23 protein-coding genes are annotated in these 22,539 nt (G+C 61.0%); 8 read left to right on the top strand and 15 right to left on the bottom strand.

The genetic code is table 11. From position 1 onward, the window contains the following. The 6 genes from CUV01_RS01375 to scpA all read right to left on the bottom strand — a co-directional run bounded on the left by CUV01_RS01375 (position 1) and on the right by scpA (position 6,651). Entirely contained in the window at positions 1–459 is a 459-nt protein-coding gene (locus tag CUV01_RS01375) for a (2Fe-2S)-binding protein (protein WP_101458904.1), read from the bottom strand. A gap of 324 nt (positions 460–783) precedes the next feature. Further along, complete coding sequence (locus CUV01_RS01370) at positions 784–1,956, bottom strand: IS5 family transposase (protein ID WP_101458903.1); 1,173 nt, start codon at positions 1,954–1,956, stop codon at positions 784–786. A gap of 79 nt (positions 1,957–2,035) precedes the next feature. Continuing rightward, the gene (locus CUV01_RS01365; RefSeq protein WP_101458902.1) at positions 2,036–3,325 is read right to left on the bottom strand and encodes a homoserine dehydrogenase; all 1,290 of its coding nucleotides are present in this window, start codon (positions 3,323–3,325) and stop codon (positions 2,036–2,038) included. 72 nt (positions 3,326–3,397) lie between these two features. After that, positions 3,398–3,859 (bottom strand): methyltransferase family protein, encoded by a 462-nt coding sequence (locus tag CUV01_RS01360; protein WP_157994749.1) that lies wholly within the window; start codon positions 3,857–3,859, stop codon positions 3,398–3,400. After that, positions 3,852–4,382 (bottom strand): hypothetical protein, encoded by a 531-nt coding sequence (locus CUV01_RS01355; RefSeq protein ID WP_101458900.1) that lies wholly within the window; start codon positions 4,380–4,382, stop codon positions 3,852–3,854. The genes CUV01_RS01360 and CUV01_RS01355 overlap by 8 nt, the downstream gene beginning before the upstream one ends. Positions 4,383–4,506: 124 nt before the next feature. Then, positions 4,507–6,651, bottom strand: coding sequence for a methylmalonyl-CoA mutase (scpA, locus tag CUV01_RS01350; protein WP_101458899.1), 2,145 nt, complete (start codon positions 6,649–6,651; stop codon positions 4,507–4,509). Between the two features lie 59 nt (positions 6,652–6,710). On the opposite strand from scpA, the gene CUV01_RS01345 reads away from it, so the two are divergent. Further along, positions 6,711–7,235 (top strand): DUF4174 domain-containing protein, encoded by a 525-nt coding sequence (locus tag CUV01_RS01345; protein ID WP_101458898.1) that lies wholly within the window; start codon positions 6,711–6,713, stop codon positions 7,233–7,235. 272 nt (positions 7,236–7,507) lie between these two features. Here CUV01_RS01345 and CUV01_RS01340 read toward each other — a convergent pair whose 3' ends face one another. The 8 genes from CUV01_RS01340 to CUV01_RS01310 form a co-directional block, all read right to left on the bottom strand. Beyond that, positions 7,508–8,155 carry a hypothetical protein gene (locus CUV01_RS01340; protein WP_101458897.1) on the bottom strand — a complete coding sequence of 216 codons (648 nt, stop codon included), beginning with the start codon at positions 8,153–8,155 and terminating at the stop codon, positions 7,508–7,510. 19 nt (positions 8,156–8,174) lie between these two features. Next, positions 8,175–8,453 (bottom strand): hypothetical protein, encoded by a 279-nt coding sequence (locus tag CUV01_RS01335; RefSeq protein WP_157994748.1) that lies wholly within the window; start codon positions 8,451–8,453, stop codon positions 8,175–8,177. A gap of 143 nt (positions 8,454–8,596) precedes the next feature. Continuing rightward, positions 8,597–10,645, bottom strand: a complete 2,049-nt coding sequence (locus CUV01_RS01330; protein ID WP_101458895.1) for an acetyl-CoA carboxylase biotin carboxylase subunit — start codon at positions 10,643–10,645, stop codon at positions 8,597–8,599. Between the two features lie 109 nt (positions 10,646–10,754). After that, positions 10,755–10,979 carry a hypothetical protein gene (locus CUV01_RS01325; RefSeq protein WP_101458894.1) on the bottom strand — a complete coding sequence of 75 codons (225 nt, stop codon included), beginning with the start codon at positions 10,977–10,979 and terminating at the stop codon, positions 10,755–10,757. A gap of 117 nt (positions 10,980–11,096) precedes the next feature. Then, on the bottom strand, positions 11,097–11,336 hold the full coding sequence (locus CUV01_RS01320) for a hypothetical protein (protein ID WP_101458893.1): 240 nt from the start codon (positions 11,334–11,336) through the stop codon (positions 11,097–11,099). A gap of 127 nt (positions 11,337–11,463) precedes the next feature. Beyond that, positions 11,464–11,871, bottom strand: a complete 408-nt coding sequence (locus CUV01_RS01315) for a hypothetical protein (protein WP_101458892.1) — start codon at positions 11,869–11,871, stop codon at positions 11,464–11,466. Between the two features lie 81 nt (positions 11,872–11,952). Then, entirely contained in the window at positions 11,953–12,093 is a 141-nt protein-coding gene (locus CUV01_RS19880) for a hypothetical protein (RefSeq protein ID WP_198731859.1), read from the bottom strand. 213 nt (positions 12,094–12,306) lie between these two features. Next, positions 12,307–13,839 (bottom strand): acyl-CoA carboxylase subunit beta, encoded by a 1,533-nt coding sequence (locus tag CUV01_RS01310; RefSeq protein ID WP_101458891.1) that lies wholly within the window; start codon positions 13,837–13,839, stop codon positions 12,307–12,309. 483 nt (positions 13,840–14,322) lie between these two features. On the opposite strand from CUV01_RS01310, the gene CUV01_RS19985 reads away from it, so the two are divergent. The 4 genes from CUV01_RS19985 (at position 14,323) to CUV01_RS01295 (ending at position 18,233) form a co-directional block, all read left to right on the top strand. Further along, entirely contained in the window at positions 14,323–14,925 is a 603-nt protein-coding gene (locus CUV01_RS19985) for a hypothetical protein (RefSeq protein ID WP_232962402.1), read from the top strand. Positions 14,926–14,955: 30 nt separating this feature from the next. Beyond that, on the top strand, positions 14,956–15,423 hold the full coding sequence (locus tag CUV01_RS19980; protein ID WP_232962400.1) for a P-loop NTPase family protein: 468 nt from the start codon (positions 14,956–14,958) through the stop codon (positions 15,421–15,423). Positions 15,424–15,728: 305 nt separating this feature from the next. Continuing rightward, positions 15,729–17,282 (top strand): type I restriction-modification system subunit M, encoded by a 1,554-nt coding sequence (locus CUV01_RS01300; RefSeq protein ID WP_101458890.1) that lies wholly within the window; start codon positions 15,729–15,731, stop codon positions 17,280–17,282. A 549-nt stretch (positions 17,283–17,831) separates the two neighbouring features. Beyond that, on the top strand, positions 17,832–18,233 hold the full coding sequence (locus tag CUV01_RS01295; RefSeq protein ID WP_198731858.1) for a restriction endonuclease subunit S: 402 nt from the start codon (positions 17,832–17,834) through the stop codon (positions 18,231–18,233). Between the two features lies 1 nt (position 18,234). Here the strand turns inward: CUV01_RS01295 and CUV01_RS01290 are convergent. Then, positions 18,235–19,388, bottom strand: a protein-coding gene (locus tag CUV01_RS01290; protein ID WP_232962399.1) for an IS3 family transposase whose coding sequence is annotated in 2 segments (ribosomal slippage) — positions 18,235–19,136 and positions 19,136–19,388 — 1,155 coding nt in all. Because the reading frame shifts where the segments join, the coding sequence is not laid out codon by codon here. Between the two features lie 616 nt (positions 19,389–20,004). Between CUV01_RS01290 and alr the strand changes: the two genes are divergently transcribed. Genes alr through CUV01_RS01275 form a run of 3 tightly spaced genes read left to right on the top strand, consistent with a single transcriptional unit; the run spans position 20,005 to position 22,483 of the window. After that, a complete protein-coding gene (gene alr / locus CUV01_RS01285) occupies positions 20,005–21,021 on the top strand; it encodes an alanine racemase (protein WP_101461777.1) in 1,017 nt (338 codons plus the stop codon). Then, complete coding sequence (locus CUV01_RS01280; RefSeq protein ID WP_101458889.1) at positions 21,018–21,779, top strand: MlaE family ABC transporter permease; 762 nt, start codon at positions 21,018–21,020, stop codon at positions 21,777–21,779. The genes alr and CUV01_RS01280 overlap by 4 nt, the downstream gene beginning before the upstream one ends. Next, entirely contained in the window at positions 21,779–22,483 is a 705-nt protein-coding gene (locus CUV01_RS01275) for an ABC transporter ATP-binding protein (RefSeq protein WP_101458888.1), read from the top strand. The genes CUV01_RS01280 and CUV01_RS01275 overlap by 1 nt, the downstream gene beginning before the upstream one ends. Positions 22,484–22,539 lie beyond the last annotated feature (56 nt).

Below are 22,539 nucleotides of genomic sequence, written 5' to 3'. Positions count from 1 at the left end.
TCAGCCCTCCAGCGTCTTGGCGGCATCATGGATCGCCTGCCGAATGCGCACATAGGTGGCACAGCGGCACACATTGCCGGCCATGACATTGTCGATGTCATCGTCACTCGGCGCGGCGTTGAACTGCAAAAGCCCGGTGGCCGACATGATCTGGCCCGACTGGCACCAACCGCATTGTGGCACATCCAGTCCCTGCCAAGCCTGCTGAACGGCGTCGAACTCGGCGCCTTCCATGCCCTCGATGGTGGTGACGTCGGCGCCTTCCAGTGTGCTGATCGGCGTCACACAGGATCGCCGGGGCATGCCGTTCAGCATGACCGTGCAGGCACCGCATTGCGCGATACCGCAGCCGAATTTCGTTCCCGTCAGGTGCTCTTGATCGCGCAGCGCCCAGAGAAGGGGCGTTTCCGGGTCAAGATCCCAGCTGACGTCTTTGCCGTTGATTGTGAGTGTAATCATGGTCTGGCTTCCTCCGGCTTGACCAACATTCAACCCGAAGTTTAGTGCGAGATCAGGTTTTGTCCATCATCAACGCGCGACCCGACCCATTCGTTGCGCGAAGGGTCCGGGATGGGCCTGTTTTTTGGTGGGCGCGTTCTGGCGGGCATATGGTCCGGCCCGGCCTTGGCATTGCGCCCGCGAAGCGGCCGGCTTGTCGGTGCCTCTAGCAGGCCGCTGAATTAGTCGACGCTTGGGAACGTTGTTCTGCCGATGGGTTGAATGCGCACTTCGCTCGTCAACAAGGGTCCGAGATTTTCGACCCCCATGCAGTCGCCTTCCGCTTCATGCCCCCAGCAATCTGGGCAGTCGGGCCAGGTTATTGGCCGCCATCGTCAGAATAAAGCGGGATCGCACCCGTTCGACGCCGCGGTAGACGGTTTGCGCCATGTCGCCGACGGTCTTGGCCCAGCCGAAGGCTTCCTCAATCCGCTTTCGGTGCTTGATCGACAATGCGTAGCCCTGATGTCGGGTCGTGCGCCCATCGATCGCTGAATATCGCGATTTCTGCGCGACGTGCGGAGTGACGCAGGCCTTCCGGAGGTCAGAGACGAACTCGGCAGCGTCATACCCCTTGTCCGCCCCAAGTGTCAGCTGCCGGGTCGATCCGGGGGAGTGGCGATGCACCATGTCCAAGGCGGCACGCCGTTCGGCATGGCCGTCAGCCTGCGTCAAGTCGCCCTGAACAACCAGACCGTGCCGGTTCTCCATCAGCGCATGACCCATGAAGCACAGTGTCGCGCCGGTGCCGGGCGATTTCTTGTAGAGCCGTGCCTCCGGGTCCGTGGTCGAAGCGTGGGTGGCGTTCGAACGCTTCTCGCCCTTGAAGTCGGCCTCGGCGTTACGGTTGCGGTGATTGGAGCGGGGCATCGGTTCGGTCTCGGGTTCGGATTGGGTGGGCTGATTGTCGGGGTCGATGGAGGGCGCTGGCGGATCATCCGGCCCCTCATCGTCGGGTGGCGTGTCCTCCGCCTTCGGTTGGAAACTTTTCATCGACGCCCAAGCCTTGATCAATGTCCCATCGACCGAGAAATGCTCATCCGATAACAGCGACGCCACCTCGCGGTGCGCCAAGATCGCTGCCATCACCTTGCGCGACATGTCGGTCGTCAGCAGCCGGTCCCGGTTTTTGGTGAACACCGTTGCGACCCAAACCGGGTCGTCGATGCCCAGGCCGACGAACCAGCGAAACATCAGGTTGTATTGCATCTGCTCCATCAACTGCCGCTCGGATCGCACAGAGAACAGGATCTGGATCAGGCTGGCCCGGATCAGCCGCTCGGGTGCAATCGAAGGGCGGCCAAAATCGGCATAGAGCGGGGCAAACTCGCCGTCGAGGCTGGCCAGAGCATCGTTGACCACTTGCCGGATCTTGCGCAGCGGATGGCTGGCGGGAATGCGATCCTCAAGATCGACGTAGCTGAACAGCGCCCCGCTCGTTTCATCTGTCCCGCGCATCTTGACCCCCACCGATCTCCTGCGGAGCAGGAATCATGTTCTCAAATCGTTGTCCAGAAGTGACTATTTCAGCACCCTGCTAGAGGTCTTCGATCCGTAACTCGACCGGCTCACCGGCCAGAACGCCGGTCCGGGGCAGCAGTTCGATGGCGTGATCAATCGCGTCGGGCGTGGTCCTGTGCGTGACGATCAGAACCGGCACCCGATCATCCTCGCCATGGCCGTATTGCCGCATCCGGTCAATCGAGATGCCGGCATCACCCAGGATCGAGGCGACCTTGGCCAGCGCGCCGGGCTTGTCCTGCAATTCCATGCGGATGTAATAGGCAGCAGGCACGGCAGTGCGGGCGGGCTGCGCATTGCGCAGGCCAGAGGCCGGCTGGCCAAAGACCGGCAGGCGGACGCCGCGTGCGATTTCGACGATATCCGACATCACGGCGCTGGCGGTGGGGCCCTCGCCGGCGCCAGCGCCGCGCAGCACGATCTGGCCTACGGAATCACCCTCGACGACAACCATATTGGTGCCGCCCTGCAACTGCCCTAGGGGGCTGTCGGCGGGAACAAGACAGGGCGACATGCGCTGTTCAAGGCCGCGCCCGGTCATCTGCGTCACGCCCAGCAGCTTGATCTTGTAGCCCATATCGGCGGCGCGGTTGATATCGTCGATGCTGACGCGCTCGATCCCTTCGATCTCGACCGCATCGAAATCGACCTTGGTGCCAAAGGCGATAGAGGACAGGATGGCCAGCTTGTGGCTGGCGTCGATCCCGCCCACATCCAGCGTCGGGTCGGCCTCGAGATAGCCCAATTGACGCGCCTCTTCGAACACCGTCTCATAGGGCAGGCCGGCGCTTTCCATCCGCGTCAGGATATAGTTGCAGGTGCCGTTCATCACGCCCATCACGCGGGTGATGCCGTTGCCAGCCAGCGATTCCGTCATTGTCTTGATGATCGGGATGCCGCCGGCCACCGCCGCCTCGAAACGGATCACACGGCCCAGGCTTTCGGCCAGCACGGCCAGCTCTTGTCCGTGGATGGCCACCAGCGCCTTGTTCGCGGTCACCACATCCTTGCCGGCACGCAAAGCCGCCTCGATGCTGTCCTTGGCGATGCCCTCGTCACCGCCGATCAACTCGACATAGACATCCACATCGTCGCGACAGGCCAGCACCATCGGATCGGCTTCCCAGTCGAAGCCCGACAGGTCGGCATCGCGGTTCTTCATCTGGTCGCGGGCCGAGACGGCCGTGATCGTCACAGGCCGGCCCGATCGCGCGGCCAGCAGTTCGACATGTTTCTGCACGATCTTGACCACTCCGGTCCCGACAGTGCCGAGCCCGGCAATGCCAAGGCGAAGGGGGGCTGACATGATGTCCCTCAGGTTCTGTATCGCCGGGGTGTTAGCGCGGACCGGCCTGCGTTGCAACGCGGGAAAGCAGCGTCACAGCCAGCGGCGCACGCGTTGGGTGTAGGCCGGATAGGTTTCGGGGAAGGCCGCGGTCAGCCGCGCCTCTTCTTTCACGATATAGCGGCGGTTGATCAGCCAGACGAAAACAGGGATCAGGATCAGCGTAGGCAGCGCCCGCCAGGCCAGACAAAAGCCGATCAGGATCATCGCGTCGGCCAGATAGATCGGGTTGCGCGAAAACCGGAAAGGCCCGCCGGTGATCAGCGCATCGGGCTGCCCATGCGGATTGATCGAGGTGCGCGCAAGGCGAAAATGCTGCGCCGACCAGACCATCAGCGCCAATGCTGCCAGTACCAACAACCAGCCAAGGGCGACGAAAAGATCAGCGCCAGATGGCAGGACGCGCCCGATCAACCAGATCGCCAGTGCGAAAACCGGCAGCCAGATCTGCGGATAATCCAGCGTGATCGGCCATTCCCTGGACTGCTTAGCCATTGACCTCTTCCTCGTCCCAACCGACCCATTCGCCCTCGATCCCTGTGGCGCGCATGATGCTGACGACGCGCCGCGCGGTGCCAAGGGTTGCGGCATGAACAGCCATCACATCGGCGGGGTTCATGTCATCGGGATAGGATTCGCCGCGCGTGTTGATAAAGGTCGGGTGCCAGTAACCGGGCTGTTCGCCCGGTCGCCATGAGGCGTGGCACAGCAGGTTGCGCTGGATCCGGATCTTGGTCAGTGCGTCTGACAGGACATGGCGTTCGTCTATCCCCGCCTGCCGCAGGGCGGCGATAAAGCTGTCGATCAGCGTGCCAAGGCTGTCATCGGCGATATCTTCCATCCGGCGCAGCCATTTCTGCATGGCCTTTTCAGACACATCCTCGCCCAACCTCTGCCGGGTCAGCGAGAATATCGCGCGTTTCAGCGCCTCTTCCAGAAAGCCAAAGGCGGATACGGCGTGGCCGATGGCCTGAGCCATGTCATCAGAAAGTCGATCAGGTGCGCGTGGCAGGCTCATGGTTCATCTTGTAGCTGCGGAAAGGGGGGTTGTCTGCCCCTTGGCCTGATCGGCCCTCGCCCCCAGGGTTATTTTGCACCGATGAAACTCAGTACGTTGGGGCAAGGCCGATCGTCGTCAGGCGCTAGGCTGTACGGGCCTTGCGGATCAGTTGCAGGATATCGGCGGCAGCGGCGGGGATATTGGTGCCCGGCCCGAAGATCGCCTTGACGCCCGCCTTTTTGAGGAACTCGTAATCCTGCTGCGGGATGACGCCGCCGCAGATGACAAGAATTTCGCCCGCGCCCTGGGCTTTCAGCGCCTCGATCAGTTTCGGGGCCAGAGTCTTGTGGCCTGCAGCCTGAGACGAGATGCCGACGACATGCACGTCGTTGTCCACGGCGTCCTGCGCGGCCTCATCCGGGTTCTGGAACAGCGGGCCGACATCGACGTCAAAGCCGATATCGGCAAAGGCGGTCGCGATGACCTTGGCACCCCGGTCATGGCCGTCCTGACCCATCTTCACCACCAGCATACGCGGGCGGCGGCCCTCTTCCTCGGCGAATTTTTCGACGTCGCGCTGAATGGCTGCAAAGCCTTCGTCGCCCTCATAGGCGGCGCCATAGACGCCTGCCAGTGTTTTGACCTCGGCGCGGTGGCGGCCGAATACTTTTTCCATGGCCATACTGATTTCTCCGACTGATGCACGGGCGCGGGCGGCCTCGACCGCAGCCTCCAGCAGGTTGCCGCCCTCTTCGGCGCGGCGGGTCATTTCGGCAAGCGCCGCGTCGCAGGCATCCTGATCGCGGGTGGCGCGGATTTTTTCCAGCCGGGCAATCTGACTGTCGCGGACCTTGATATTGTCGACATCCAGAATGTCGATCGGATCCTCTTTTTCCTTGCGGTATTTGTTGACGCCGACCACGACCTCTTGCCCACGGTCGATCATCGCCTGACGGCGCGCGGCGGTTTCTTCGATCCGCAGCTTGGGCATGCCCGTTGCGACGGCCTTGGTCATGCCGCCCAGTTCTTCGACTTCGTCGATCAACTCCCAGGCTTTTTCGGCCAGTTCGGCGGTCAGGCTTTCGATGTAGTAAGATCCCGCCAGCGGATCGACGACATTGGTGATGCCTGTTTCCTCTTGCAGGATCAGCTGGGTATTCCGCGCGATCCGGGCCGAGAAATCGGTGGGCAGGGCGATGGCCTCGTCCAGCGCGTTGGTATGCAGCGATTGCGTGCCGCCAAGGGCCGCCGACATTGCTTCATAGGAAGTGCGGACGACGTTGTTATAGGGGTCCTGTTCCTGCAGGCTGACGCCCGATGTCTGGCAATGCGTTCGCAGCATCAGCGATGACTGCTTTTGCGCGCCGAATTCGGTCATGATCTTGTGCCATAACAGCCGCGCGGCGCGCAGCTTGGCGATTTCCATGAAGAAGTTCATGCCGATGGCGAAAAAGAACGACAGCCGCCCGGCAAAGGCGTCGACATCCATGCCCGCCGCGATGGCCGCGCGGACATATTCGCGCCCGTCGGCCAGTGTATAGGCCAGTTCCTGCACCAGATTCGCGCCGGCTTCCTGCATGTGATAGCCGGAGATCGAGATCGAGTTGAAACGCGGCATCTCGGTGCTGGTATATTCGATGATGTCGCTGATGATCCGCATCGAGGGTTCGGGCGGATAGACATAGGTGTTGCGGACCATGAATTCCTTCAGAATGTCGTTCTGAATGGTGCCCGACAGGACGGATCGGTCATGGCCCTGTTCTTCGCCCGCGACGATGAAGCTGGCCAGAATCGGGATCACCGCGCCGTTCATGGTCATAGACACGCTGACCTTGTCCAGCGGGATGCCGTCAAAGAGGATCTTCATATCCTCAACAGAATCGATGGCCACACCGGCCTTGCCGACATCGCCCTCGACGCGCGGATGATCGCTGTCATAGCCGCGATGCGTTGCCAGATCGAAGGCCACCGACACGCCCTGCTGACCGGCGGCCAGATTGCGGCGATAGAAGGCGTTGGATTCCTCGGCCGTCGAAAAGCCTGCATATTGGCGGATGGTCCAGGGCCGGCCCGCATACATTGTGGCGCGGGGCCCGCGCGTGAAGGGCGCAAGGCCGGGCAGGGTGCCCATATGCTGCAAATTGTCGGTATCTGTTGCGGTGTAGAGGGGCTTGACGGTGATCCCCTCCAGCGTTTCCCAGTTCAGGCTCTCGAGCTGTTTGCCCTTTAATTCCTTCTCCGCCAGCTTGCGCCAGTCGTCCAATGCCGGTTTTGTTTGGTCAGTCATAGCGTTCTGTCCTTTCGCAGCGGCGTATTCACCCTATATTCCAATAGGAAGAGGTGCCGATGAATCTGAGACCCGTTTTGTTTGTGATGCTGGTGGCCGCGATGGGGCCCGGTGAATCCGGTGGGCCGCCCGAGGCGGCGGCCGATCTGCCGCCCGTCGCCCAAGCGCCGGTCGAGCCTGTCGCGGTCGAACCCGAGGCACCCGCCGAGGTCGAGTTCGAGTTGACGGTTCTGTCCGCCGCCGAGACGGAGCCGGATCAGTTCCTGTGGCAACAGCGACCGATGGTGGTTTTCGCTGACACGCCCCAGGATCCGGCCTTTGTAGAGCAAATGCAGGCTTTTGAGCGTGATCCGACCATGCTGATCGAGCGGGATGTGGTGGTCATCACCGACACCGATCCTGCGGCTGAAACTGTCTGGCGTAACACATTGCACCCGCGCGGTTTTTCGTTGGTGCTGATGGACAAGGACGGGCAGGTCAAACTGCGCAAGCCCTTCCCGTGGAGCGTGCGAGAGATCAGCCGGGCCATCGACAAATTCCCGCTGCGCCGGCAAGAGATCGGCCGCGCGGGCATTGCGCCCTGAGGTCCTGCACACAGTTTGCGCCTTGCACAAAATGTTGTGGATTGGTCGCTGCTGGCTTATATTATCTTTTATGGCGGATGAATTCGCCGTGACAGAGGACTTCGCAATGGCAAATTCGGCAGCCGACAAACGTAGCCCACAGAATGAACGGTCAGGCGCGACGCGTGATGTCCGCGAGCGCCGCAAGCCATCGGATGCGGTGCAGCCGCTGCCCAAGCCTGTGCGGCGGCGCAGTGCCAATGAAATTACCGCTGCCATCGGATTGACGCCCATCACAGGTCTCTCGGGTCCGAAGATCGCGTATTAGGCGCGCGCGGCGCCGCCGCCACCAGATCCCCGGCCATATCGCGCTGCCGGCGCACCAGCATCGCCTCGACCTCCTGGCGTCCGCCATGAAGGCTGGCCGTCAGCACCTCGACCGCATCCAGACCGGTTTCCAGCGTTTCCTCGTTCAGGGCGATATAGTCCTGAAACATCTCTGCCGCGCGCCGGGGATAATCCCTCGCATTGCTGCGGATGTCCTGTGCCAGCGCCGCACGCACGGCCAATAGCCGGTAATAGCGCACGACCGGATCAATGGCCCATTCGGGCAGCATGTGAACCTCTTCCACGATGGCGCGAAAGATGCGGTCATTGGCGTCATGCGGCAGGATGGGCAGATAATCCTTATCCGAAATCATGGTCAGGCTTTGCAACCCGCCGGTATCGCGCTGCGCCTCAAGCGCCACGACATGCGCCCGAATTTCAGCCAGCAGGGCCCGCTGGATGTCGTTGATACGTTCGCTGCGCAGCAACTTGTCGCGCCGCCGCGACAGGGCATGGGTCCAGAACCAACCAGCAGCCACCACCCCACCGCCGACAATGGCGGTGACAAAGGACGCAACGACCCGTTCGTTCGATATCAGCGTCTGCCAGTCCAAACCTAAATCCCTCGCCCTTTCATCGAATAACCCAGTCACGGACCGAAAACAGTCCGATCAGCCCGTAAAGCCAGAACGCGGCGGCGGTCGCATGGCCGAAGCCGATCAAGCCGTCGCGCACCATCAGGCCCAAAAGGATGATCGCTGACACCATTCCGGCCCAGAGGACGACGACCCTTGACCACCGGATCGGGCCGCCCAGACCGCGCCAGACCAGCGCATAGGCCAGCGCGCCAGCGGCGCCCCAGATGGGCTGGTTCCAGGCGAGGAACCGGCCGGGGGCACTGGGCCACCACACCGGCCAACCCGTAAGCCCTGCAGGAAAGGTGCGGACAACCGGCGGGTGCCAAACGATCGCATTCGCCACGCCCATGGCAAAATAGCCGCCTAAGCCCCCCAGAAGGGACGCTGCCCCGACCAGACAGGTTTGGCCCTTTGTCCTCATTCAAACTCCATGATCACATCGTCGACCTTCAGGCTTTCACCGGCTTCGGCGTTGATGGATTTCACCACGCCCTTCTTTTCGGCGCGCAGGGTGTTTTCCATCTTCATCGCCTCGACCACGGCCAGTGCCTGACCTTCCTGCACTTCGTCGCCGGCGGCCACGTTGATCTTTACGACCAGTCCGGGCATCGGGCAGAGCAGGAATTTCGAGGTATCCGGCGCCTCTTTCACCGGCATCAGGCGCGCGAGTTCGGCGGCGTGGGGGCGGCGGATATAGGCTTTCAGATCGGCGCCGCGTGTGCGCAGGCGGTAACCAGCGGCGATCTTGTCGACCTTCAGGACCAGCGGGTCGCCATCGACCAGCAGCCGCGCCAGGGACTGACCGGGGCGCCAGTTGCTTTCGACCCGCATCTCTTTGCCGTCGATGGTCACGGTCGAGCCTTCGCGGTCGGCCTCGATCTCAACGGGGATCTCGTGGGCGCCGATAAAGACCACCCAATGCTTGCCCACCCGGCGTTCGTGATTGCCAAGCCGACCGGTGATGCGTGTGCGGCGGATCTCGGCCACGCGGTGCATGGCGGCGGCGGCGGCGGCGATGCGCTTGACGTCGGTGTCAGCGGGTTCAACGCCCTGAAAGCCGTCTGGATATTCCTCTGCGATAAAGGCCGTCGTCATATCGCCCGAGGTGAATTTCGGGTGATCCATCACGGCGCTGAGGAAGGGCAGGTTATGCCCGATCCCCTCGACCTCGAAACTGTCCAGCGCGACGCGCATGGCCTCGATTGCCTCGCCGCGCGTCGGGGCCCATGTGCAGAGCTTGGCGATCATCGGGTCATAGAACATGCTGATCTCGCCGCCCTCATAGACGCCGGTATCGTTCCTGACGGCGACGGGACTTTCGCCGCCCTCGCTGTCATTGACCCAGTTGCCGCTGGTCTTCAGCGGGCCGGCTGCGATCTCGGCTGGCGGGCGGTAACGCGACAGGCGCCCGATGGATGGCAGAAAGCCGCGATAGGGATCTTCGGCATAAAGCCGGCTTTCCATGGCCCAACCGTTGATCTTCAGATCCGCCTGCGCAAAGGGCAGTTTCTCGCCATCGGCCACCCGGATCATCTGTTCGACCAGATCGACGCCGGTGATCAGCTCGGTCACCGGATGTTCGACCTGCAGGCGCGTGTTCATTTCGAGGAAGTAGAAATTCTTGTCACCATCGACGATGAATTCCACCGTGCCCGCGCTGGAGTAATCCACGGCCTGCGCCAGCGCGACGGCCTGTTCGCCCATCGCCTTGCGGGTGGCTTCGTCGAGGAAAGGCGAGGGGGCCTCTTCGATGACCTTCTGGTTGCGGCGCTGGATCGAACATTCGCGCTCGTGCAGATAGACGGCATTGCCGTGCTTGTCGGCCAGCACCTGAATTTCGATATGGCGTGGCTGCGTGACGAATTTCTCAATAAAGATGCGGTCGTCGCCAAAGCTGTTCGCGGCCTCGTTCTTTGAGGAATCAAAACCTTCGCGCGCCTCTTCGTCATTCCAGGCGATGCGCATGCCCTTGCCACCGCCGCCGGCGCTGGCCTTGATCATCACCGGATAGCCAACCTCGTTCGAGATCTTCACCGCCTCATCAGCATCGGCGATCAGGCCCATGTAACCCGGCACCGTGGAAACGCCGGCTTCCTTGGCCAGTTTCTTCGACGTGATCTTGTCGCCCATCTTTTCGATGGCACCGGCGGGCGGGCCGATAAAGGCGACGCCTGCTGCTTCCAGTGCCTCGGCGAATTTCATGTTTTCCGACAGAAAGCCGTAACCGGGATGCACGGCCTCTGCGCCGGTCTGGCGGATCGCGTCCATGATCTTGTCGATCACGATATAGGACTGGTTAGCGGGCGGCGGGCCGATATGGACAGCTTCATCGGCCATCTTCACATGCAGCGCGTTGCGGTCGGCATCGGAATAGACGGCCACGGTCTTGATGCCCATCTTGCGGGCGGTCTTGATGACGCGGCAGGCGATTTCGCCCCGGTTGGCGATCAGGATTTTCTTGAACATGGGCTATCCCCGAGGCTGAAAACGAGAAACGCCGTCCCCGCAGGTGGCGGGAACGGCGTTGATGAAGCTTGCTGCGGCGGCGAAAGGGCCGCGCAGGGTCAGCTGCGTGTTACTGGCACAGGCGAACGTCGTCGCACAGCGCGCCAGCAGCGGCGCCGGCAGCAGCGGCCTTGTAGTAGTCGCTTTCTTCGCGATCACCGACATGGGCTGCGGTCGCACCGACGGCTGCGCCGATGATGGCACGGTCGGTGTCGGTCGGGTTGATGCCCTGGGTGCAGCCAGCGACGGCGAAGCCCAAAGCCGCAATTGAAGCGAACGTGGCGGATTTACGCATGGATCATATCCTTTGTCATTTTCCGAACACTCAGCGCGCGGGGCGCCCTGTCCTGTCCAGAGCGAAACCCGCGCGACGGTCTGTCGTTCCGCCGCGGGGGCTTCACGGTTTCGTAGATCAGTAGCCCGTCTGGCAGACGCGTGCGTCGTCGCACAGCGCGCCAGCAGCCGCACCGAGCGCCGCGCCGGTTGCGATGTCTTCGTCAAGTGCCTTGGCAACAACAGCACCGGCAACGGCGCCACCGGCGGCACGCTGCGTATCGGCCGACAGGCCGGTCTGGTAGCCAGGTGCGCAAGCCGACAGGGCTGCTGCGACGAGGACGGCGCCCGAGAGGCGGAAGAAGGTCTTGGTCTGCATGTGGTCTTGCCTGTATTTAGGACCCTGTTGCGGGTCGTTGCTGTATAACACGGGACTATGCCATGCCGGACTGCGGCGTCAAACTGACAACGCTGTGACAGAAACGCGATAAGCGGCAAATCGCGCATCAGCGGCTGCCCCATTGATCTTTTTCATCCGTGTCCTCTGACCAATTCTCTTCGGCCTCTTCGCCTTGAAAGATCAGGGGAAAAGACGCCTGCGCCGCCGCAAGGTCAACCCTGAGCATCTGCTCGTAATCGACCGGATCCAGATCACCGATCGCCAATACCTCGCGGTCGATCAGCCAGGACAGGCGACCGGCATCCAGATTGCCGCGCTCGAACGGCTCTTCGCCGAAATGCTCGATCAAGGCAGCCAGAAAGCCCTCGTCGGCGCGACGGTCAGCGGGTTTGCGATGGCGGAAACGCTCGCGCTTGATGATTGGCGTGGCGCCTTTTTTGTCCACCGCGCGGCGAATGGTGAACTGAAAGTTCGTGCCCGGCAGGCGCGACGGGAAATTGCGGTGCTTTATCATGCCAGGCCCCCTGTTGACTGGATCAGACGCAGGGCCGGCAGAATGCGCGGGCGGCGATCAGGCCCCCCGCGCGAGGCAAGGTCAGTTGCCGTATTTGCCCTGATAGACGGGCTCTTGCGAGACCGGCACCATCGGGTCGGTGACAACGACGTCGGGTTGCTGCGGTTGGCAGGCGGCGACGACGCCAACCAGGATAAGGGCGAAGGCAATTTTCTTGGCCATGAATTGATGCTCCTGTTTTGCGGACCGAAAGCGGCCCGACTGCTCACGTTGATACCGGCATCTTCATGCGCCGGACGCCTCATGATAGCCGTGAGAACAGCGCCGATACAGCGGACCGTATCGGCAACAGGCAGATGTCCGCCGCCCTGTGGCGGCGCTGCATCATTCACGGATTCGTGCAAAAGCGACATGTTTCAACCCGTTACGGTGTTTCTACAAGGGAATGTTGTCGTGTTTCTTCCAGGGGTTCGTCAGCTTTTTACCGCGCAGGCTGGCAAATGCCCGTGCCACGCGCTTGCGCGTCGAGTGCGGCTGGATCACCTCGTCGATAAAGCCCTTTTCGGCCGCGACGAAGGGATTGGCAAAGCGATCCTCGTAATCCTTGGTCCGTGCGGCGATCTTTTCCTTGTCGCCCAGCTCGCTGCGATACAGGATCTCGACCGCGCCCTTGGCGCCCATCACGGCGATTTCCGCTGTGGGCCATGCATAGTTGAAATCACCGCGCAAATGCTTGGACGCCATCACGTCATAGGCCCCGCCATAGGCCTTGCGGGTAATGACCGTGACCTTGGGCACCGTCGCTTCGCCATAAGCGAACAGCAGCTTGGCGCCGTGCTTGATGACGCCGCCATATTCCTGTGTCGTGCCCGGCAAGAAGCCCGGCACATCGACGAAGGTCAGGATCGGGATCTCGAAAGCATCGCAAAAGCGCACAAAGCGCGCGGCCTTGCGTGAACTGTCGATATCCAGACAGCCTGCCAGCACCATCGGCTGGTTGGCGACCACGCCGACAGTCTGGCCCTCGATGCGGATAAAGCCGGTGATGATATTGGCGGCATAATCGCGCTGGATCTCGTAGAAATCGCCCTCGTCGGCGACCTTCGTGATCAGTTCTTTCATGTCATAGGGCGTGTTCGGATTGTCCGGGATCAATGTGTCCAGACTGGTCTCGACGCGCGCCACATCATCGAAGAAGGGCCGGGTCGGGGCCTTTTCGCGATTGTTCAGGGGCAGGAAATCGAACAGCCGACGGATCTCGGACAGAGCCTCGACATCGTTTTCAAACGCCCCATCCGCGACCGAACTTTTCTTGGTGTGGGTCGATGCACCGCCCAATTGTTCGGCGGTCACCACCTCATTCGTCACCGTCTTGACCACATCGGGGCCGGTCACGAACATATAGCTGGTATCCTTCACCATGAAGATGAAGTCGGTCATCGCGGGGCTATAGACCGCGCCGCCTGCGCAGGGGCCCATGATGAGACTGATTTGCGGGATCACGCCCGAGGCCATGATGTTGCGCTGAAACACCTCGGCATAGCCGGCAAGGCTGGCGACGCCTTCCTGGATCCGCGCACCGCCCGAGTCGTTGATGCCGATGACCGGAGCGCCGTTCTGCATCGCCATATCCATGATCTTGCAGATCTTCTGGGCATGGGTTTCCGACAGCGAGCCGCCGAAGACGGTGAAGTCCTGCGAAAAGACATAAACCATGCGGCCGTTGATCGTGCCCCACCCGGTGACGACGCCATCGCCATATGGCTTTTCGGCGTCGATGCCGAAATCCGTCGAGCGGTGGGTCTTGAACATGTCGAACTCTTCAAAGCTGTCCTCGTCCAGCAACAGTTCGACGCGCTCGCGGGCTGTCAGCTTGCCGCGTTTGTGCTGCGCCTCGATGCGGCGCTCGCCGCCCCCAAGGCGGGCCTGATCGCGGCGGCGCTCAAGCTCTTCCAGAATGTCTTTCATGCGAAGCCTCCCGGTGAAGTTGCGCGAAACTACGCCTGCCGCACCGCAGAGAAAAGAAAAATCGGGAAAATTTGCAAACTATGCCGGGGTGACGTTGTGCAAAATGCAAATAAGCTAAATCAATCGAGCTTGCCTGCCGCGCGTTTTGTCGGACACAGGAAATAATGTCCAATTTGGGGGGGTTTTGACCATTTTCACACATGGTTGCTGTCCACCCAGAAGTTCGAATTCTGAATTCAGTTTTTGAATCAACGTATTATGGGAAGTCGCGTTGAGCAGAACAACAACGGCTGAACCGGCCGCGTGGCCCGCCTCCCCCGGTTGACGTCAGCATCGCCAGCCCTCAATCCTCCCCCATCACGCCGGCCTTGTTCGCACTGAACAAGGGGCCCTGCAGGCCCGGTCCTTTCCTTTTTTCTGCGCCCTTTCCACGGGGATAGGGTGCAGCGCGGCCTCGCCGCATCAACCGCCACAGGACATGCCATGCCACCGTTCCGTTTCATCCAAGCACGCCTTCCGGACCCCGCGCGTTCAAGGGCGCAGATCACCGCACGCCTCCTTGCACATCGTCGCAAGCTTCTTGCGGCCCGACAGCAGCAAACTGCTGCTCTGATTGAGGCGGCGGCCAAAAACGATCTGGACTGGCTGAACCAAAAGGATCCTCTCCGCCCCGACCCTGAGGAAAGTCGCAAAATCGAGCGCCGCGCCACCAAGATAAGCGACCGCTTTTCACAAGGCAGCGGGCTATCGCATTTGAAACCCGATGACCTGAAGAAGCTGGAGGCATTGCGCGGAGGCGTTCGTCTGGTGCAGATCGAGACCGAACATCAGGCCGATGAACTTGCGGCGGCTCTCCACGCCGAATTTCCATGGATGGGTCCGGCTACCGAAGCCGTCTGGCACGGTATGCGCCTCTCCGCACGAGATGGCGATATCGGCCTGCGCCTGCCCCTAATGCTGTTGGACAGCCTGCCGGGCATTGGCAAAAGTGCCTGGGCCCGCACGCTGGCCAACCTGATCAAAGTGCCAACCATCGCCTATGAAGCAACCGTGGAGAACGCGTCCTTTGGCCTCGTCGGGTCGTAGCTCAACTGGGGGAATTCAAATCCCGGCCGCTTGCTCAACACCATCCTTGCGACGCGGGTCGGTAACCCCGTCGTGGTGGGTGATGAAGTGGAAAAGAGCGGGCGAGCGGAATCGAAGAGGGGCGAAGCCTATAGCTTGACCGATGCGCTGCTTCCCTTGCTGGAGCCGCTTAGCGCTGCAGGCTGGTCTTGCCCCTATTTCGAAGTCAAATTTGATATGAGCTATGTAAACTGGGTGATGACATCGAACAACGCGGCCAGCTTGCTGGAACCGCTTCTAAGCCGCTGCCCCCCGATCCGGCTGCAGGAAATCACTACCGCCGAACTGGTCGGCTTCGCCCGACGCGAAGGACAAAGAAAGGCTCTGGACGAGGTTTCAATCGAGGCGGTTATTGAAGCCATCGAACGCCATGATCAGTTCAACTTGAGCCTTCGGACTGTGGTGCGGATGATCGAAAGGGCTGCGCAGCTTCAGGCAATTGGCGTCCGACTGCACTGACAAAGCATGCGCAGGAACGGCCCCCATACACACGGTGCTGCAATGCTCGATGTTCACCTGCTGTTCATCGTGACGATACAAGTAAGCGCGTTGTTTGACTCTTGCGCCATGCGGCCCCGTCGGACTTTAGGCTGACGGTTGATGCAGGCATGCCAATCACCTGCCCAATCCTTCCCCCCACCTTTTCCACATAAATCCGCGCGCCCTGCGTTGTCATGCCCGCCCCCACTGCCTAAGAATACCGCATGACCCAAGCGCGGGCCGGTTTTCCGAGCATTATCCGTATTTTACCCCGGCGCGCCCAGATGACTGACGAGCAGAAAAAGAAGCTGGAGCAAAAGCTCTGGGACATCGCCAATACCCTGCGGGGCAAGATGGGCGCGGATGAGTTTCGCGACTATATTCTGGGGTTCATCTTCTACAAATACCTGTCGGAACGCATGAACCTCTATGCCGACCGGATTCTGGCCGAGGATGGCGTGGCCTATACGGACATTGCCGAGGGCCAGCCGCATGGCGATGCCGTTCTGGATGCAGTCCGCGATGCCGCGCTGGAGGCGCTGGGGTATTTCCTGCGCCCGTCCGAGCTTTTCACCGCCGTCGCCCGCCGGGGTGCCGAAGGGCAGTTCATCCTGGGCGAATTGCAGACCATCCTGAACAATATCGAACGCTCCACGATGGGCACCGAATCCGAGGAAGATTTCGACCATCTGTTCGAAGACCTTGACCTGTCTTCGACCAAGCTGGGCCGCGCCGAAGAGGCCAAGAACGATCTGATCTCACGCGTGCTGACCCACCTTGATGCCATCGACTTCGCGCTGGACGATGCCGACAGCGATATTCTGGGCGATGCCTATGAATACCTGATCGGCCAGTTCGCATCGGGCGCCGGCAAAAAGGCGGGCGAGTTCTATACCCCGCAAGAGGTCTCCACCATTCTGGCGCGCATCGTCACCACCGGCAAATCGCGGCTGCGGTCGGTCTATGATCCGACCTGCGGGTCCGGGTCGCTGCTGTTGCGCGTCGCGCGTGAGGTGGGTCAGGTCGATGACTTCTTCGGTCAGGAAATGAACCGCACCACCTATAACCTTGCGCGGATGAACATGATCCTGCACGGGGTCAGCTACCGCAATTTCAACCTGCGGCAGGAGGATACGCTGGAACACCCCCAGCATGAGGGGATGCTGTTCGAGGCCATCGTGGCCAACCCGCCGTTTTCGGCCAAATGGGCCGCGCGCCCGGTGATGCTGTCGGATGACCGCTTTGCGCAATACGGGCGGCTGGCCCCGGCGTCCAAGGCCGATTTCGCCTTTGTACAGCACATGCTGGCGCATCTGGATGACAATGGCACCATGGCCGTGGTGCTGCCCCACGGCGCGCTGTTCCGGGGCGGGGCCGAGGGGGCGATCCGCGAATTCATCATACGCGAAAAGAACTGGCTGGATGCGGTGATCGGCCTGCCCGCAAATATCTTTTACGGCACCTCCATTCCCACCTGCCTGATGGTGTTCAAGAAATGCCGCGAGACGGAGGATGTGCTGTTCGTCGATGCATCCGGCTGTTTCGAGAAGGCCAAGAACCAGAACTATCTGCGCGAAGGCGATATTGACCAGATCGTCAGCGCTTACCGGTCGCGCGCGGTGGTGGCGCGGTTTTCGCACGCGGCCAGCCGGGAGGAGATTGCCGGAAATGACCATAACCTGAACATCCCGCGCTATGTCGAGACGTTTGAGGCGGCGAAGGCGATTGATCTGGCCGCCGTGACGGCAGACCTGCGCGGGGTTGAGGCGGAAATGGCCGACATCGACGCCCAACTGCGCGCATTTTGCGCTGAGCTGGGTCTGGAGTCCCCGGTATGAGCGGGGTGGTGCCAGCCCTGCGGTTTCCGGGGTTTGAGGGGGAGTGGGTTGGATCAAGGTTCTCGTCTGTCGCGCAATTACAGTCCGGTTATGCATTTTCGAGTGAACTTTTTTGTGACGAAGGTAGCCTACTCGTCATTCCAAAGAATTTCAGCAAGAATGGAAGGGGTAAATTCGCAGCAGCTTTCTGCAAGCGAACCACTGAAAAAGTGGACAAAAAATTTCAATGCAAGTCTGGCGACCTGCTTGTCCTTCTGACGGACCTAAATCCAAGTTGCGAATTGCTCGGGCGTCCCCTTCTTCTAACTAAAGACGATGAGCCTGTTCTATTGAATCAACGTATTGCACAGATCGAAGTAGAAGAGTCGCTTGCTCGCAAAGACCTCATTCTACAATTTATGCAGACGGCGGCTTTCTTGCTGCGAATACGCGAAACGGCTACTGGTTCAACTGTTCGTCACACGTCGAACAAGACTATTCTTTCCACGCATTTGTTTCTTCCCTCCCTCCCTCCCCGAACAAACAAAAATCGCAGCGTTTTTGGGGGTGGTGGATGCCAAGCTGGCGGGTTTGCAGCGCAAGAAGGGCGGGCTGGAGGCGTTCAAATACGGCCTGATGCAACAGCCTTTCGCCCAAACCCTCCGCTTCACCCGCGACGACGGCCAACCCTTCCCGGATTGGGAGGAGAAGGCACTGTCGGACGTTGCCCCACTACAGCGTGGGTTTGATCTGCCAAACGAAAAAATTGAACCGGGTTCAGTCCCAATTGTTTACTCAAATGGTATTTTGAAGCACCACAACGAGGCCCGGACCAATGGGCCAGGTGTCGTGACAGGACGCTCTGGGACAATTGGAAAAGTTCACTATATTGAAGAAGCGTTTTGGCCTCATAATACTTCGCTATGGGTCGCTTTGAGCTACTCCCCATCTCTTGGACAGGATCTGGCGTAGATTAAGCTACTCGTTGCACCTGCTGATCGGGTTGGTTGATATCATTTCTCTTCCAGTAGACCAGCGCCGGAGGCTTGCCGCCGAGGGCCGAGTGCGGGCGCTGGTGGTTGTAGAAGGTCATCCATTTCCGGATGGCCGCCTTGGTCTCTGATCCTGTATCCCAGGCATGCAGGTAGACGCACTCGTATTTCAGGGTGCGCCACAGCCTCTCGATGAAGATGTTGTCCAGGAAACGGCCTTTCCGATCCATCGAGATCCGCACGCCCGACCGGCGGAGCCGATCCGTCCAAGCGAAGGACGTGAACTGAGATCCTTGATCAGTATTCATTATCTCGGGCGGGCCAAATTTGTGGATGGCCTCGTTCAGCGCCTCGACACAGAAGTCGGCCTCCAGCGTGTTCGAGATCCGCCAGGACAGGACCTTTCGAGTGTGCCAGTCCATGATTGCGACGAGGTATAGGAAGCCGCGCCGCATGGGCAGATAGGTTATATCCGAGCACCAGACCTGGTTCGGGCGTTCCACACGCAGCCCTTTCAGCAGGTAGGGATAGGTCTTGTGCCCTTTCGCCGGCCTGCTGGTATTGGGCTTCTGGTAGATCGGCATCAAGCCCATGAGGCGCATTAGCCGGCGTATCCGCTTCTCGTTCACGAGATGCCCCTCATTGCGCAGGTGCCAGGTCATCTGCCGGACGCCGAAGAACGGGGTCTCAAGGAATTGCTCGTCGATCTGCCGCATCAGGCCGAGGTTCTGTTCGGTTTCTCCCTTGGGCTCGTAGTAATAGGACGAGCGCGCGATCGAGAGCAGTTTGCACTGCTGACCGATGGACAGCTGGGGATAGTCCGGCTCGATCATGCCGCGCCTCACTTCCCGCCCCAGGGCTTCAGCTTTCGTTCCAAAAAAGAGTTGGCCACCGCCAGCTCCCCGATCTTGGCGTGAAGCTCCTTCACCTGCTCCTCGTCAATCTCGGGCTTCTTTCGACCGCCGCGCTCGAACACGCCGGAGGCCCCTTCCAGCAGGGCTCGCTTCCATTGATGGATCATCGTGGGATGCACCCCGAACCGGCTCGCCAGCTCGGCCGCCGTCTCCTCGCCCTTCAGGGCTTCCAGCGCGACCCTCGCCTTGAACTCAGGCGCGTGCTGTTTGCGTTTCGACATTTCTGATCTCCTTCTCGTCGAAGATCAGCAGACTGCAAATCCTAGCTTATGTCAGTGTCCGAATTTCGGGGAGTAGCTCACCAATCATGATGATCGTGGGCCGATCCGGGATGTGCTTCGCAAACATATTGTTGCGACCGAGCCCGTGACAACCGAACGCAAAATCCTCGGTGTGATGGTTCAACGCAACCACATCCGGCACCCGAAACGGCTCAAGCCAGCGCGGCGTTGATTCTACACTACACCGCCAAGTTCGGCGCCCTTCCGACCTTTATCCTTACCAGTGTTCAATGCCGCCTTCGGGCGGCATTTTTCATTGAGAAATCGATGGACAAGAACTGCGTGTTTAATGGACAACCTGGCCGCTCAAGCGGGTGAGAATCAACTATTTACATAATAATTTCAATTACATATAATCTTCATATCTTCCCCAATGGTCATTATTTCATGGGTTCGACACCGCGCGTTTCGTTGGCCACGTTTTTTTCGTAAGCTCCACCCTGACTGACAAGCTGGATGGCGCCGAGATGTTCAGTTAGACGCTTGAACAGCGAGTGATCACGCAAGGTGTCTCTGGCTGTTGACGCCGAGCAGCTTATCCGAAAAGGCGATGCAGATGGGTTTGCAGATAGATCTTGGTGCCGTTCAGGCGAATTACCGGGCGCTGGCGGGCAAGGCGCCAGGCGCGCGTGCGGCAGCCGTGGTGAAGGCCGATGCTTATGGGCTGGGTGCGCCGCGCGTGGTGCCCGCGCTTTATGAGGCCGGGGCGCGGGATTTTTTTGTTGCGCTGGCCAGCGAGGGGCAGACGCTGCGGGCGTTTCTGCCGGATGACACGCGCATTTTCATCCTGTCGGGACATATGGAGGGTGCGGAACTGACCGGGGTGATCCCGGTGCTGAACAGTCCGCGCCAGTTCTTCCGCGACCGGACAATGCGGCCGGGCCAGCCCTTTGCGATCCAGCTGGATAGCGGCATGAACCGCCTTGGGATCGAGCCCGCGCAATGGGCCGTCATCCGCGATGAGGCGCTGGCCGACCAGCCCGCCCTGATCATTTCGCATCTGGCCTGCGCAGATGAACCTGATCACCCGGCAAATGCGATGCAACTGGCGGCCTTCCAGCAGATGACCGCTGGCTGCGACGTGCCGCTTTCGCTGGCGGCGACGGGCGGTATCTTGCTGGGGCCGGACTATCATTTCGATCTGGTCCGGCCCGGTGTCGGCCTTTACGGCGGGCAACCCTTTGCCGAGGCACAGCCGGTCGTGCGCCTGTCCTTGCCGGTGATCCAGACCCGTGATGTTCAGGCCGGCGAGTTCGTGGGCTATGGGGCGACCTGGTCGGCCGACAAGCCGTGCCAGATCGCCACGGTGGCGGCGGGTTATGCGGACGGCTTGTTGCGCACGATGTCCGGGCAGGGGGCCAACCTTTACGCGGCGGGGACTGCCTGTCCCATCGTTGGCCGCGTTTCGATGGACCTGATTACTGCCGATGTCACCGCACTGGCCCAAGTGCCCGAGACGCTGGACATTATCTGCCCGGCGCAAAAGATCGACGATCTGGCCGGCTTGGCTGGCAGCATTGGATATGAGATCCTGACCTCGCTTGGGCACCGCTATGAACGGACCTATTTGTGAACCCTGTCCGTCTGATTGGTCGCGCTGCGCTGCGGGTGACGCGCGGGATCGGCGGGGTGACGCTGTTCACGATACGCGGTCTGTTCGGGCTGCGGCCTTTTTATGGCCGCGCCTTTGCCGCGCAGCTTTTGCAGATCGGCTGGCTGTCGCTGCCGGTCGTCGGGCTGACGGCGCTTTTCACCGGCGCTGCATTGGCGTTGCAGATCCATTCGGGCGGGGCGCGGTTTCAGGCCAGCGATGTGGTGCCCGCCATTGTCGCCATTGGCATGGTGCGCGAGCTTGGCCCGGTGCTGGGTGGGCTGATGGTCGCCGCGCGCGTGGCCAGTTCCATCGCAGCCGAAATCGGCACGATGAAGGTCACCGAACAGATCGACGCGCTGGTCACGCTGTCCACTGACCCGATGCGCTGGCTGGTGACGCCGCGCCTCTGGGCCGGGCTGTTGACCGTGCCCTTACTCGTCGCAGTGGGTGATGTCGTGGGCATCATGGGCGGCTGGCTGGTCGGGACGCAGTCGCTTGGGTTTACCTCGGCCGATTACATCTCGAACAGCGGGGCCTATCTGGAAAACTGGGATATCGTTTCGGGGCTGCTGAAGGGCGCGGCATTCGGGCTGATCGTGACGGTCAGCGGATGCTGGTTCGGAATGCGTTCTGGTCGCGGTGCGGCGGGCGTGGGGCGGGCCACTAAATCCGCTGTGGTGGCCGCCGCCGTGGCCATTCTGGCGGCGAATTTTCTGCTGACCGGGGTGTTCTTCTGATGATCGAGACGCGCGGACTGGTCAAAACCTTTGGCACGAAACCTGTGTTGGACGGCGTCAGCATCGGCGTCAGGCAGGGGGAAAGCCTCTGCGTGATCGGTCAGTCCGGCACCGGAAAATCGGTTTTGCTGAAATGCATCCTTGGACTGGAGACGCCCGACGCAGGCGAGGTTTTGTGGCGGGGTCAGACGCTGACCGCCGCGCGGCGACGCGATTTTCTGGCCAGCTTTGGCATGTTGTTTCAGGGCGCGGCACTGTTCGACAGCCTGTCGGTCTGGCAAAATGTCGCCTTTCGTCTGCGCCAGCGTATGCCCGATGCCGAGGCTCGCGCCATCGCGCTGGACAAGCTGGCCCGCGTGGGACTTGGATCTGAGACCGCCGATCTGATGCCGGCCGAGCTGTCGGGTGGGATGAGCAAACGCGCCGGGCTGGCACGCGCCATCGCTGACGACCCGGCGGTGATCTTTTTCGACGAGCCAACCACCGGACTTGACCCGATCCGCGCGGCCCGGATCAACGCGCTTATCCGGGGCATCGTCGATGAGACGGGCGCGACCGCGATCACCATCACCCATGACATGAGCTCGGTGCGCGCCATCGGCGACAGGGTGGCGCTGTTGCAAGAGGGGCGCATTGCCTGGGATGGCCCGGTCGCGGATATGGATCAGGCTGCGGCGCTGCGGGGATTTCTGGGCACAGAGTGACGCTTTCTGTGCGGCCGTGTGGCAATAAACCGCGGATTGACGAAATCCTGTCACAT

The sequence above is a fragment of the Paracoccus tegillarcae genome, assembly GCF_002847305.1.
GTDB classification, from domain to species: domain Bacteria; phylum Pseudomonadota; class Alphaproteobacteria; order Rhodobacterales; family Rhodobacteraceae; genus Paracoccus; species Paracoccus tegillarcae.
Note: the sequence above shows the minus strand (reverse complement) of the source record. Positions and strands in the feature narration are given on the sequence as shown.

Excerpts from the sequence above, each read along its gene's own strand:
- CUV01_RS01375 (WP_101458904.1), bottom strand. The coding sequence starts at position 459 with ATGATTACACTCACAATCAACGGCAAAGACGTCAGCTGGGATCTTGAC.
- CUV01_RS01360 (WP_157994749.1), bottom strand. The coding sequence starts at position 3,859 with ATGGCTAAGCAGTCCAGGGAATGGCCGATCACGCTGGATTATCCGCAG.
- CUV01_RS01355 (WP_101458900.1), bottom strand. The coding sequence starts at position 4,382 with ATGAGCCTGCCACGCGCACCTGATCGACTTTCTGATGACATGGCTCAG.
- scpA (WP_101458899.1), bottom strand. The coding sequence starts at position 6,651 with ATGACTGACCAAACAAAACCGGCATTGGACGACTGGCGCAAGCTGGCG.
- alr (WP_101461777.1), top strand. The coding sequence starts at position 20,005 with ATGGGTTTGCAGATAGATCTTGGTGCCGTTCAGGCGAATTACCGGGCG.
- CUV01_RS01345 (WP_101458898.1), top strand. The coding sequence starts at position 6,711 with ATGAATCTGAGACCCGTTTTGTTTGTGATGCTGGTGGCCGCGATGGGG.
- CUV01_RS01365 (WP_101458902.1), bottom strand. The coding sequence starts at position 3,325 with ATGTCAGCCCCCCTTCGCCTTGGCATTGCCGGGCTCGGCACTGTCGGG.
- CUV01_RS01370 (WP_101458903.1), bottom strand. The coding sequence starts at position 1,956 with ATGCGCGGGACAGATGAAACGAGCGGGGCGCTGTTCAGCTACGTCGAT.
- CUV01_RS01330 (WP_101458895.1), bottom strand. The coding sequence starts at position 10,645 with ATGTTCAAGAAAATCCTGATCGCCAACCGGGGCGAAATCGCCTGCCGC.
- CUV01_RS01275 (WP_101458888.1), top strand. The coding sequence starts at position 21,779 with ATGATCGAGACGCGCGGACTGGTCAAAACCTTTGGCACGAAACCTGTG.
- CUV01_RS01310 (WP_101458891.1), bottom strand. The coding sequence starts at position 13,839 with ATGAAAGACATTCTGGAAGAGCTTGAGCGCCGCCGCGATCAGGCCCGC.
- CUV01_RS01320 (WP_101458893.1), bottom strand. The coding sequence starts at position 11,336 with ATGCAGACCAAGACCTTCTTCCGCCTCTCGGGCGCCGTCCTCGTCGCA.
- CUV01_RS01300 (WP_101458890.1), top strand. The coding sequence starts at position 15,729 with ATGACTGACGAGCAGAAAAAGAAGCTGGAGCAAAAGCTCTGGGACATC.
- CUV01_RS01315 (WP_101458892.1), bottom strand. The coding sequence starts at position 11,871 with ATGATAAAGCACCGCAATTTCCCGTCGCGCCTGCCGGGCACGAACTTT.
- CUV01_RS01325 (WP_101458894.1), bottom strand. The coding sequence starts at position 10,979 with ATGCGTAAATCCGCCACGTTCGCTTCAATTGCGGCTTTGGGCTTCGCC.
- CUV01_RS19985 (WP_232962402.1), top strand. The coding sequence starts at position 14,323 with ATGCCACCGTTCCGTTTCATCCAAGCACGCCTTCCGGACCCCGCGCGT.
- CUV01_RS19880 (WP_198731859.1), bottom strand. The coding sequence starts at position 12,093 with ATGGCCAAGAAAATTGCCTTCGCCCTTATCCTGGTTGGCGTCGTCGCC.